Annotated in this window: 14 protein-coding genes; 9 read left to right on the forward strand and 5 right to left on the reverse strand. The window is 55.1% G+C overall.

Annotation, left to right across the window (positions count from 1 at the left end; all coding sequences use genetic code 11):
* Positions 1-178: 178 nt before the first annotated feature.
* Positions 179-1,705 carry a fumarate hydratase gene (locus tag ACIQ0G_RS07130; RefSeq protein WP_397577304.1) on the forward strand — a complete coding sequence of 509 codons (1,527 nt, stop codon included), beginning with the start codon at positions 179-181 and terminating at the stop codon, positions 1,703-1,705.
* A 77-nt stretch (positions 1,706-1,782) separates the two neighbouring features.
* Complete coding sequence (locus ACIQ0G_RS07135; protein ID WP_397577305.1) at positions 1,783-3,045, forward strand: NRAMP family divalent metal transporter; 1,263 nt, start codon at positions 1,783-1,785, stop codon at positions 3,043-3,045.
* Between the two features lie 22 nt (positions 3,046-3,067).
* Here ACIQ0G_RS07135 and ACIQ0G_RS07140 read toward each other — a convergent pair whose 3' ends face one another.
* The 3 genes from ACIQ0G_RS07140 to rpsU form a co-directional block, all read right to left on the reverse strand.
* The gene (locus tag ACIQ0G_RS07140) at positions 3,068-4,006 is read right to left on the reverse strand and encodes a VacJ family lipoprotein (protein WP_397577312.1); all 939 of its coding nucleotides are present in this window, start codon (positions 4,004-4,006) and stop codon (positions 3,068-3,070) included.
* A 220-nt stretch (positions 4,007-4,226) separates the two neighbouring features.
* Positions 4,227-4,850 (reverse strand): FKBP-type peptidyl-prolyl cis-trans isomerase, encoded by a 624-nt coding sequence (locus ACIQ0G_RS07145; RefSeq protein ID WP_397574999.1) that lies wholly within the window; start codon positions 4,848-4,850, stop codon positions 4,227-4,229.
* Between the two features lie 110 nt (positions 4,851-4,960).
* Positions 4,961-5,167: a 30S ribosomal protein S21 gene (gene rpsU / locus ACIQ0G_RS07150; protein WP_125231027.1), complete on the reverse strand. Its 207-nt coding sequence runs from the start codon at positions 5,165-5,167 to the stop codon at positions 4,961-4,963.
* A 257-nt stretch (positions 5,168-5,424) separates the two neighbouring features.
* Between rpsU and ACIQ0G_RS07155 the strand changes: the two genes are divergently transcribed.
* Both ACIQ0G_RS07155 and ACIQ0G_RS07160 read left to right on the forward strand, forming a co-directional pair.
* On the forward strand, positions 5,425-6,189 hold the full coding sequence (locus ACIQ0G_RS07155) for a class II aldolase/adducin family protein (RefSeq protein WP_397577306.1): 765 nt from the start codon (positions 5,425-5,427) through the stop codon (positions 6,187-6,189).
* A gap of 42 nt (positions 6,190-6,231) precedes the next feature.
* The gene (locus tag ACIQ0G_RS07160; RefSeq protein ID WP_395629315.1) at positions 6,232-6,771 is read left to right on the forward strand and encodes a (2Fe-2S)-binding protein; all 540 of its coding nucleotides are present in this window, start codon (positions 6,232-6,234) and stop codon (positions 6,769-6,771) included.
* A 2-nt stretch (positions 6,772-6,773) separates the two neighbouring features.
* Here ACIQ0G_RS07160 and ACIQ0G_RS07165 read toward each other — a convergent pair whose 3' ends face one another.
* On the reverse strand, positions 6,774-7,358 hold the full coding sequence (locus ACIQ0G_RS07165) for an HNH endonuclease (RefSeq protein ID WP_324478493.1): 585 nt from the start codon (positions 7,356-7,358) through the stop codon (positions 6,774-6,776).
* 144 nt (positions 7,359-7,502) lie between these two features.
* Between ACIQ0G_RS07165 and gluQRS the strand changes: the two genes are divergently transcribed.
* From gluQRS to ACIQ0G_RS07180, 3 genes are read left to right on the forward strand one after another with little or no spacing between them, the layout of a single operon-like run.
* Positions 7,503-8,405 (forward strand): tRNA glutamyl-Q(34) synthetase GluQRS, encoded by a 903-nt coding sequence (gene gluQRS, locus ACIQ0G_RS07170; RefSeq protein ID WP_397577307.1) that lies wholly within the window; start codon positions 7,503-7,505, stop codon positions 8,403-8,405.
* Positions 8,406-8,448: 43 nt separating this feature from the next.
* Entirely contained in the window at positions 8,449-8,676 is a 228-nt protein-coding gene (locus tag ACIQ0G_RS07175) for a hypothetical protein (RefSeq protein WP_395629313.1), read from the forward strand.
* A 16-nt stretch (positions 8,677-8,692) separates the two neighbouring features.
* Positions 8,693-9,274, forward strand: coding sequence for a cob(I)yrinic acid a,c-diamide adenosyltransferase (locus ACIQ0G_RS07180; RefSeq protein WP_397577308.1), 582 nt, complete (start codon positions 8,693-8,695; stop codon positions 9,272-9,274).
* A 31-nt stretch (positions 9,275-9,305) separates the two neighbouring features.
* Here ACIQ0G_RS07180 and ACIQ0G_RS07185 read toward each other — a convergent pair whose 3' ends face one another.
* Entirely contained in the window at positions 9,306-10,160 is an 855-nt protein-coding gene (locus ACIQ0G_RS07185; RefSeq protein ID WP_397577309.1) for a hypothetical protein, read from the reverse strand.
* A 256-nt stretch (positions 10,161-10,416) separates the two neighbouring features.
* Between ACIQ0G_RS07185 and ACIQ0G_RS07190 the strand changes: the two genes are divergently transcribed.
* Positions 10,417-11,064 carry an energy transducer TonB gene (locus tag ACIQ0G_RS07190; protein ID WP_397577310.1) on the forward strand — a complete coding sequence of 216 codons (648 nt, stop codon included), beginning with the start codon at positions 10,417-10,419 and terminating at the stop codon, positions 11,062-11,064.
* An 80-nt stretch (positions 11,065-11,144) separates the two neighbouring features.
* The coding region (locus ACIQ0G_RS07195; RefSeq protein WP_397577311.1) for a MotA/TolQ/ExbB proton channel family protein at positions 11,145-11,856 on the forward strand (712 nt) is incomplete at its 3' end.

Here is an 11,856-nt window from a genome sequence, read left to right on the forward strand (position 1 = left end):
CCAATCTTGCGCGCTGCATTTTGTAAACAGAAACTGGGTCACCGCATCATCCGGACGGCACAAATGTGACCGACGCATCGGTCGTTCGCTAATATTGATTCAGCCGGTCAGAATGATGCTTGTATCGGTCCCGCGGGACGTTAATGGCGAGGGGGTTCTATCCAGTCTGGGGCCCTATATGACCGTCACCATCCGCAATTCCGATTTGATCGACAGCGTCGCCGACGCGCTGCAATATATCAGCTATTTTCACCCGATGGATTATATCCGGGCGTTGGGTGATGCATATACCGCCGAACAGTCACCAGCGGCAAAGGATGCGATCGCGCAAATTCTGACCAACAGCCGGATGTGCGCAGAGGGCCATCGACCCATTTGTCAGGACACGGGGATCGTCAATGTCTTCGTCAAATGGGGGATGGATTGTCGGCTGGAGGACACGTCTGCGTCGCTGCAGGAGGTGATCGACGAAGGCGTGCGCCGTGCATATCTGCACCCTGAAAACAAATTGCGGGCTTCAGTACTGGCCGACCCTGCTTTCACGCGGCGTAACACCAAAGACAACACGCCCTGTGTCCTGCATGTCGAAATGGTCGCTGGTTCAAAAGTTTCGGTTGATGTCGCGGCAAAGGGTGGCGGCAGCGAGAATAAGTCGAAATTCAAGATGATGAACCCGTCAGACAATATCGTCGACTGGGTCGTTGAAATGTTACCGCAAATGGGTGCTGGCTGGTGCCCGCCCGGAATGCTGGGCATTGGCATTGGCGGGACCGCGGAGCATTGCGTCTTGCTGGCCAAGCAAGCGTTGATGGAGCCTATCGATATGGGGCCACTAAAAGCACGCGGTCCACAAAATGATATTGAGGCGATGCGCATTGAGATTTTTGACAAGGTCAATGCGTTGGGCATCGGCGCGCAGGGGCTTGGCGGGCTTTCGACCATCCTTGATGTGAAGATCATGGATGCGCCATGTCATGCTGCGGGCAAGCCGGTTGCGATGATTCCCAACTGTGCGGCGACGCGTCATGCACATTTCACGCTGAACGGGTCGGGCACTGCCTATCTGGAGGCGCCGAAGCTGGACGAATGGCCAAAGGTAGACTGGAAACCCGACACAGCCGCGATCCGCGTGGATTTGGACGCGCTGACGCCCGAAACGGTTGCCAGCTGGAAACAGGGCGACCGTTTGTTGTTAAACGGCAAGATGCTGACCGGACGAGATGCCGCGCATAAGCGCATTGCCGACATGCTGGCGAAAGGCGAAGAGCTGCCCGTCAGCTTTAAAGGGCGGATGATTTATTATGTTGGCCCAGTCGATCCGGTGGGCGAGGAGATTGTTGGCCCCGCTGGCCCGACGACGGCTACGCGCATGGACAAGTTCATGGACATGATGCTTGAGCAGGGCTTGCTGGCATGCGTCGGTAAGGCGGAGCGCGGTCCGGCGGCAACACAAGCCATCGCCAAACATAAGAGCGCATATCTTATGGCCGTTGGCGGTGCCGCCTATTTGGTGGCGCGCGCGATCAAGGGCAGCAAGGTCGTCGGTTTCGAAGATCTGGGCATGGAAGCAATCTACGAATTTGAAGTGCAGGACTTCCCCGTCACCGTCGCGGTCGACAGCGATGGCAACAATGTCCATCAACTGGCCCCTGCTTATTGGCAAAAGCGGATCAAGGACGAGGGATTGCTGGAAAACGCGGGCTAGCTTTTCAGCCGCCTTCAACTTTCCGCATCATATAGCGTTGTTGACATTGACCTCATGTGGGCCTGTTATCGCCTGCAATGCGAACCGATAAAAAACCGAGCACAAGCTTCCTCTCGCGCCTCGGTCCCGGCCTAGTCACTGGCGCTGCGGATGACGATCCGTCGGGTATCGGCACGCACAGCCAAGTTGGCGCGCAATTTGGCTATGGGTTGAGCTGGACGTTTTTGTTCAGCTTCCCATTGATGGTCGCCATTCAAGAAGTCGCCGCTGAAATCGGGCGCGTTACCGGTGCAGGCATCGCGCGCAATATGCGTCGACATTACCCCCGGCCCTTGCTGGTGCTCATGGTCGGCCTGTTGCTCATTGCCAATATCGTTAATCTGGGAGCCGATTTGGCCGCGATGGGGGCTGCTGTGGGGCTGCTGATCGGTGGGCCAATAGGGTTGTATACGTTATTGTTCGGGCTCTTCTGCATCATCGTTGAAGTGGCGCTTTCTTATGAGCGCTATTCCTCAGTGCTCAAATGGGCGACGCTATCGCTCTTTGCCTATGTTGCCGTTGTCATTGTGGCGCAGGTTCCTTGGGGAGAGGCGCTGACCTCGCTGGTTGTTCCGCGCATTGAATGGACCGGCGCGTACGCCACTGCCGTCGTCGCCATACTGGGGACCACCATCAGCCCTTATTTGTTTTTCTGGCAGGCGGGACAAGAGATTGAGGAGCAGAAGCGGCATAAGGTGAAGCCGCTGTGCATTACGCCCAAGGAGGCAGGACCTGAATTAAAACGCATCCGGATCGACACGCTGACAGGCATGGCGTTCAGCTCGATCGTGTCGCTGGCCATCGTATTTGCAACCGCCGCGACGCTGCATGCCAATGGCATCCGCGATATCGAAACGTCGGCGCAGGCGGCCGAAGCACTGCGGCCCATTGCGGGAAATTTCGCCTTTGCATTATTCGCACTGGGTATCATCGGAACGGGCTTGCTCGCGGTGCCCGTGCTTGCAGGGTCGGCGGCTTATGCGGTGACGGAAATGTTCGGCATGGCAGGAAGCCTTGATGCCAAGCCAACGAAGGCACGTCTGTTTTACGGAACAATAGCCGTGATAACCTTGCTGGGCGTGTCGTTGCAATATGTCGGCATTGACCCCGCGCGTGCGCTCTATTGGGCTGCTGTCGTCAATGGTGTGCTTGCCGCGCCGTTAATGGTCATGATGATGCTTATCGTGCGCAATCCGCGCGCGATGGGGCGGCTGACATTGGGGCCCCGCGCGACCATCACCGGATGGATCGCGACGGGAGTTATGGCAGTTGCAACGATCGTCTTTTTCGCCACGCTTTAGAGTAGCGGTGCCGCGGGGTTGATTATTGGGGTTTGGATGCGGGCGGCTGTTTGGGGGTCTCATTCGTGGGTGCTGGCAAAGAATCCAGAAACTCTAGTTCGTTGAGGTCTATATTGGCATCGGACCTTTTGCCTTTCAGAACATCAATCTCTGCCCGGCGTTTCATGAGATAATATTCGCGCATCGCCGCGTACGGGTTCCCGCTTTCCTGTACCCGGGTCAAAATCACATCATTTTCGACACGATCGTCAATCGAGGAAAGCACGCCTTTGGTTCCCGAGACAATGGGATTGGTAAACGGCTTACCGACGGTTGCTGGTAAAAGCGAAAGATCAACGACGCGCCCGAGGAGATCACGAACCGTCGTGGATCCGAATACGGGCAAAAATAAATAGGGTCCCGGACCGACGCCATAATATCCCAATGTGTCGGCGAGGCCATTAGAACGGCGGGGCAGGTTGATTGGATGCTTTTTAGCGAAATCAAAAAGCCCGGCAACGCCAATGGTTGAGTTGATAGCAAATCGACCAACGGTTTCGGCCGCTTTGCCGATCTTGAGCTGCAGCAGAAAATTCAGAAAGACGATAGGCTCATCCAAGTTATTCAGAACATTATGCAAGCCGTCGCGGATCGGGGCAGGTAATCCATCTCGATACCCATACGCGATCGGTGCGATAATGGCTTTATCGACCGACTGTACCGCGCCGAACGAGACTTCGTTCACGACCGCAATCGGGTCGCCTTTCGGGGGTCCCTGATTTGCGGTAACAACGATTATGGCCTTTTCGGCCGCAGCCGGTGTAACGGGTCCGACGGTCGGTCCGACGGTCGTTTGTGTATTCGGAGATTGCGACGGAACCTCAGCTCCGTCTGTGGATGGCGGCACAGTGGCTTGGGTACCCTGCTCGGGCGCTGCTGTGGGTGCGCCAGCAGTTTCCAACGCAATAACTGGCTCTACCACAGGCGGAAGCGGCGGGGTCCCCGATAAAAGGGCGATCGCGATAATACTGGTGATGCTCAACGTTGGAACTTTCCGGTCATAACCGTTTGCAAACGATATCCTAAGGGCTGGCTGCTAAGCTGACAACTGCCTTTCAAGGATTTCCGTTCACGCGTAATCGCGAGCTATATTAAGCAAATCCCGATAGCATCCGTCGGTATTGGGTGCTTTCGGGACGGCATTATTGCCCCTGTTGGGCCCGCATCTGTGCATCAATTTGGGCCTGAATTTCGGGAGGTAGGCCCTGCGGTGCGCCGCTGGCCTGTCCACCTTGCTGCTGTTGCATTTCCTGCATTTGCTTTTGCATGGCTTCGATTTCTGCGCGTGATTTGAACTCTAACAGTTCTACATCAAAGGTCAGCTCGCTACCGCCGGGGATTGCGACTTGGCCGGTTTGCGGATTACGCTGATCTTCGGGGCCATAGCCAAGCTCGGCCGGGATCCACAGGCGATATTTGCCGCCGCGCTGCATGATTTTAAGGCCTTCGGAAAAACCGGGGACAACGCCGGTAACTGGGAATCCAGCCTGAGGATTTTGGTCGAAAACCGTGCCGTCTTTCAACATGCCTGTGTAGCTGACGAGCACGACATCATTGTCCGTCGGCGATTTGCCTTCGCCGGTTTGGATAATCTTGTAACGCAATCCTGACGGCGTGGTGACGATATCGCCATATTCCTGCCGCACGTCGCTTGTGCCCCAATATGCCAAACCGCCACCGGCAGCGAGCACGAGCGCAATCGCGGCCCAATATTTGGTCATCGTGCCTTTTTTGAGCGGAAGAATCGGGACGGCAGTTACGGACATACACATTTCCTGTTGGCTAAGTTGCGCGGTGACTAGCAGAAACTAGCAGGGATTCCAGACACAAAAAAAGCGCCGTAAAAGGCGCCTTCCTTGTTGCAGGTCGCAGACGCTTATTTCGCGCCGTCACGTTCCTGCTGCTTGCGCTCCATCTTGCGGGCACGACGAACAGCAGCGGCCTTTTCACGCGCGCGCTTTTCCGATGGCTTTTCGAAGTGACGACGCAGCTTCATTTCGCGATACACGCCTTCACGCTGCAGCTTCTTCTTAAGCGCGCGTAGGGCTTGATCAACATTATTGTCGCGAACCATGATCTGCATAAAAAACTCAACTCCGGATCGAATCGGCAAAATGGCTTAAAACGGCCACTTTGAAAGGCTAAAAACGAAAATCGCCGCGTTCACAGGCGGCGTGTTGAGGTGGCCCCTAACTAGGTCGCCCTTAAATATCAAGCGAAAATGGCGCTTTTAAGCACGAGGACAGAGAAACCCGTCGGCCATTTTGCGATCTCCAGCCACTTGCCCTTGTGCAATGTTCGTTTCATAAAGCAACGCAACGAATGAGCAGGAGAGCGCGCATGGCAACCCAATTGAAGTCGAACAGCAAGTATAGTGAAGCCGAATGGACAGCGCGTCAGGAGCTTGCTGCCTGCTATCGGATATTTTCGATGTTCGGTTGGGACGAACTGGTGTTTAACCACATTACGGTGAAGGTGCCCGACGAAGACGGCGCTTTTCTGATCAACCCTTATGGCATGCACTTTGGTGAAATCACCGCTTCCAGCCTGATTAAGATCGACATTGATGGCAACAAGATCGATGCCGATAACCCATGGCACGTCAACAAGGCGGGCTTTGTCCAGCATAGCCTGTTCCATCGCACTTTGCCTGATGCCCATGCCATCATCCATACCCACACAACCGCCACGGTTGCTGTGTGCAGCCTTGAGGGTGGTCTTCAGCCAATCAATTTTTATGCCTGCAACTTTGCGGGGCAACTTGCTTACCATGATTTCGAAGGCGTGACCGTGCGTGAGGAAGAAGGCACGCGATTGGTCCAAAATCTCGGCGATAAGCGGATATTGATGCTGAAAAATCACGGGCCCGTCGTGATGGGCAAGACATTGCCGGATGCATTTGTGCGGTATTGGGCTTTGCAGCGGGCGTGCGAGCAACAAATTGCGACAATGCAAATGGGCAAGCCCATCATGGTGCCGCCTGAAGTCATCGCGGTGCACCAGCGCGACCTGTATATGGCATCGCCCCCCGGCGGTTCGGGCCGCGTTGAATTTGACGCAATGGTGCGCAAGGTTGACCAGATCGATAAAAGCTGGCGGGATTAAAACTCCGCTGCAACACGTTCAGCGCGCGTATAATGGGGCTGCATGACCAAATTCACCGTCAATGATCGCCCGGTCCAGTATAAAATGGATCCGCAAACGCCGCTTTTGTGGGCTTTGCGCGATGCGTCGAACTTGACCGGGACCAAATATGGTTGCGGCAATGGCGATTGCGGCGCGTGCATTGTGGAAGTCGACGGGGAGGCGATACGGTCCTGCCTGGTCACGATTGCCGAAGCTGAAGGGCGCTTTGTCACGACGATCGAAGGCCTGAGCCGTGATCGTAGCCATCCCCTGCAACAGGCGTTTGTCGCCAGCAACGTGCCGCAATGCGGCTTTTGCATTCCGGGTATCATCATGGCGGGCGCAGTGTTGCTTAAGAAAAGCAGCAACCCAACCGATGAAGAAATCGACGCGGCAATCACGAACTTGTGCCGTTGCGGCGTGTATCCACGCCTGCGCGACGCTATTAAACGGGCCGGACGCGTTATGCGCGGCGAAGAGCGTATTGCGGCCGCCCCGCCGCCGGGAATTACGCCTGAAGATGCCGCGCGGGCGGTTCCTGCGCTGACGGTAACCGATTAAGCTTAACCCTGCAGCTCAATATCCCAATATAACCAGTCATGCCATGTTTCGTGCAGATGGTTCGGCGGAAAAGCACGGCCCCTGTCTTGCAATTGCCAGCTGGTGGGGCGGATCGCGGCCATGTTTAGCTGCATATGCGCTTGCTTTGGTGTGCGGCCACCTTTTTTCAGGTTGCAGTGCAGGCAAGCCGTGGTGACATTTTCCCAGCTGGTGATGCCACCCAAACGGCGTGGAACGATATGGTCAAAAGTAAGATTGTCGCCCGATCCGCAATATTGGCACTCAAACTTGTCACGCAGGAATAGGTTGAAGCGGGTGAATGCCGGATATTCCGATGGCTTCACATATTGGCGCAGCGCGATAACCGACGGGATTTTCATGTCCAGTCTTGGGCTATGGACATGCCGGTCATAGTTGGAAACGATGTCGACCTTGTCGAGGAACACCGCCTTAATGGCGGCTTGCCATGGCCATAGGCTCAATGGATAATAGCTCAACGGCGTGTAATCGGCGTTGAGTACCAATGCCGGGCAGTTCTCCGGGTGCCTTGCCCGGCCCGCTGCTTCGAAAGTTCCGGTATGCAACATAAGTCGAACCCTACTCCCTTTATGTCATACATGCTTTAAGCGTATCAACGTTACAGCAATCTGACAGTCATCAACCTATTTGTACATATGGTGACGTCAAGAGGGCAAAGGCACCGGATATGGTATTTTTTGGGGATATGTTTTTTGCGTGCGGATGACTTTTTGAAGCAATATCTGCCTGCGCTGCCGCAATGTGATGGCGCAGTGGTGACGCGGTTCGCGCCGAGTCCCAATGGACGACTGCATCTGGGGCATGCCTTTTCGGCATTATGCGCGCATGATTTTGCGCGGGCTTTGGATGGCCAGTTCCATCTGCGGATTGAAGATATTGACGGAACACGCAGCCGTGCGGAGCATGTTGCGGCGATACTGTCGGATATGGACTGGCTTGGGCTTCATCATGACGGCCCAGTGCAATTTCAATCGCAAAACATTGCCAGATATGAAGCGGCGCGTGACCAGTTGATCGCGGACGGGCTGCTATACCGCTGCGTCTGTACGCGAAGCGATATTGCCGATGCGCTGAAACATAAGCCAGTGCCGCATGGTCCAGATGGCCCCCATTATCCCGGAACGTGCCGGGACAGCGACATTGACTCTTCCGTTCCCCATTGCTGGCGGATTGATATGGACAAAGCGGTTGCGCGGTCGGGGCTGTTGGGGTGGATCGATTTGGCGGCTGGACCGCAATTTGCGGACCCAATGGCATTTGGCGATGTCGTTCTGTGGCGCAAAGATGCGCCGGCATCATATCATCTGGCCGCTACGATTGATGATGCTGCCGACGGCGTGTCGCATGTTGTGCGGGGCCAAGACCTTTTCGGATATACCGCCATCCATCGGCTGTTGCAGAAACTGTTGGATTTGCCTGAACCCATATATTGGCACCATCCGCTGTTGTTGGACGCGAGCGGCGAAAAACTGGCGAAGAGCAAATCCTCACCTGCGCTCTCGGACCGGCGATTGGCGGGCGAATGCGGCGATGGACTTATTAATAATTTGCGTCAGGGAACGCTACCGCTTGGAATCTCGCTATCTCACGCCTAAATAGGCGCAGCGGGGTATGGGCCCCGGACAAGGATTTCTCCCGATGACTATTTTGTTGGTTCTCCTCACCATTGGCGCGGCTGGTGCCGTGGCATTTGCACTTATCCGTGGCCTTCATGCGTTCGCCAATTTGCGACCAGCAGATGTTGACGAAGCAGGGCTACCCAAATCGCTCACCGTGCAGAACAAGATGATGTTTGCCCGCGTCAAATGGCAGGCCATTACTATCGGTTTGCTTGCTGTGCTCGTCGTGGTCGCCGGCTCGCAATAAGCGGGCGGCATCAGACATGGTCAAGCTCAACAAGATTTACACACGCACCGGTGATGACGGGACCACTGGCCTCGTCGACGGCTCGCGCGTGTCAAAGACCAATGCGCGCTTGCACGCGATTGGCGAAGTCGATGAGACCAACAGCGCGCTTGGCGTAGCGCTTCAGACGCTGGCAGCGGATGAGGGGGAAACGCCTTTGGTCGCTGAGTTGCGGCGTATTCAGAACGACCTGTTTGATCTGGGTGCCGATATCGCAACACCCGGCGACAGTTTTGAACCATCGCCGATGGAATTGCGGATTGTGTCATCCCAAGTCGAATGGCTTGAGGCGGCTATTGATAAAGCCAATGAGCAACTTCCACCGTTGACCAGTTTCATTTTGCCGGGCGGCAGCTTGCCAGCAGCGCATATGCATATGGCGCGGGCCATTTCGCGCCGTGCCGAACGGGCGCTGGTCGCGGCATCTCTGGACGTTTCGATAAATCCGCAGGCGTTGAACTACATCAACCGTCTGTCGGACTATCTGTTCGTGCTGTGTCGCCTGATTAATTCGACGCGCGGTGGTGATATCATGTGGGTGCCGGGCGCATCGCGGTGAGTGCGGGGTTGTCGCCCCTGATTTGCAGCCGCTAACGCTTACGGCCACATGGCCCAAGCGCATCGATGATAAATTTATAGTCAGCTTGCGCGCGCGCTGCGTCTTGACCGCCCGTTGTTTCAATACGGTCGGTGGGAAGGCTGCGCGGCAGGCCACAGGCTAGCCGATACCATAGCAATGTGAATCGTTCCGGCGCTGTCGCGGATGAATCAATGACTTCAGCGGTCGAGACCGCCCACTGCTTTTGCTGATTCGGCCGGCTAAGAACCGTAAGGGACACTGGCTGGTCCTTTTCGGTCTTTAGGAAAATCTGTGTTTCGCCTTCACCGAGCATCGTTCCGGGGCTATGGAAAGCACTGGCAACACCTATGATGCGTTGCGGAGCATCACGCAGGACAGCCTCTTGTGTGATGCGGCGGACCAAAGCATCATTGGTCGGACTGAAATTTGCGAGCGCGTTGGGGCGAGACAAACGGATTTCGCCCGTTCGGCCCGCAACGGGGCTACCAAATAGAAACAACCGCTGTTTTTTCAATTTGGGCACTTTGCCCTTCGCATCCTTGGGCACATCCAGCACAAAGCGGACGCGGTCGGCGATGCCGCCTTCGCCCCGAATCAACGCCATAACATCCGCTTCGATCAGCATACGCTGAAGCGATACGGGGACGCCTATGGCTTGTTCAGGAGCAACTTTAGCAACTTTGCGGACCGTAACATCAATGATCAGAGGCGATATGACGACCAAATCGGCAATATCCGAATAACTTGCCGATTCTGCTTCAATGGCAAGTGCAGGGGGCAGAGTGGCCACGGGTTGGGCAGATGCGGCATTGCTCAAACCCATCAAAACCAAGCATAAAATCACTTTCGCTTGCGAAATTCGCATTAAAAAACCCTTCCTGAAACCGACACCCGTCGCCGGTTTTACGTATATCACATCGTAGCATAATGTGAACCTGTCCATGAATTGCGTATGAATCGCAGAATCCGGATTGCTTGGCCTGTTAGGGTTGGCTAATGCGTCGATGAATCGAGCAAAAAAAAAAGATAGTTTTCGATATCGCGAGGGTACGTGGGAGGCATATTAAAGCATGCTTCCTTAATGTATTATTTTGTTTTGAAGGTAGGAGAGTTGTTTCCGCATGGCATATGCTGATCAAGATGGGATGAGCACAAACCGTTTGGTTTCTGTCGTCATTGTACTCCTTCTTCACGCTTTCCTCGGTTATGCCTTGGTGACTGGCCTCGCATATGATGCGGTCGTCTCGATCAAGGAAAAGATGACCGTGGTCGACGTGAAAGAAGAAGAACCACCCGAAGAAGAAGAACCACCACCAGAGCCAGAGAAGCAAATCGAGCCTCCGGTCGTTTCGCCTCCGCCAATGGTTGTTACGGTGACACCACCGCCAACGGTTCGCACAGTTGATACGCCGCCACCTGCGGCTCCAATTGTACCGACAGCCGCGCCACCATCGCCCCCGCCGCCGCCAGCAGGTCCTACTGCTGAAGCTAAGCCACGGGGCAACCCAGGTAACTGGGCAAACACGAACGACTATCCGTCGCGTGCTTTGCAACAGGAGCGTGAAGGAACCACTGGCTTCCGCGTTACGATTGGCGTTGATGGCCGTGTCATTGATTGCCAGGTTACGCAGTCAAGCGGCCATGCGGATCTTGATGCGGCAACCTGCACCAACGTGAAGCGTCGTGCGCGCTTTGAACCCGCCGTTCGTAATGGCGAAAAAGTTCAAGGCTCGTATTCAAACCGCGTCCGGTGGCAGATACCGAAATAATTTTCTGGCCCGGTAAAAGGGGGAGCCTTGGTTCCGGGTCTTTTTTGCTAGATAGTTCTATTTTTTGAGAGGTAGTTAAAATGTCGATTTTGTTTCTGACTGCGGCCGGCGCCGCAAACCCAGATGTGGCCGCACAATTCGGTCTTATCCCTGCGCTTAACGAAGGTGGCCCGATTTCATGGTCGATTTTCATCGTCATGGTCATCATGTCCGTCTTCTCTTTCTACATCATGTTCACGAAGCTTTTTGAACAGCAGAAGGTTTTGAACCAGTACAAGGACGTCCGTGCACAATTCTGGCGCGCTGCAACGCTTGAAGAAGGCGCTGCAAAGCTCGATAAGAACAGTGCATATCGTCAAGTCGTTGATGATGGCATCGCCGCTCAAAAGCAGCACACCCTTTTGACCGACCCTATCGAAGCACATGATTGGCTGCACGGCGCAATGGCCCGTTCGGAGGAATCCATCAACAACAAGCTAGCGGGCGGTCTTCCGTTCCTCGCAACGGTTGGTGCAACGGCTCCTTTCGTTGGTCTGCTTGGTACGGTTATCGGCATCTACTCGGCGCTGATCAAAATCGGTATCGCTGGTCAGGCTGACATCGGCAAGATCGCTGGTCCAGTTGGTGAAGCACTGATCATGACCGCAATTGGTCTGTTCGTTGCTGTTCCTGCTGTTCTTGCGTACAACTGGCTTCAGGCACGTAACAAGACAATCGCACGTAGCCTTTCGACCTTCTCGAACGATGTGCTTGGTTACATCTCTTCGGGCGGCCGCGTTAAGCCTGCTGTTC

Source organism: Sphingorhabdus sp., from assembly GCF_044354325.1.
GTDB lineage: Bacteria > Pseudomonadota > Alphaproteobacteria > Sphingomonadales > Sphingomonadaceae > Sphingorhabdus_B.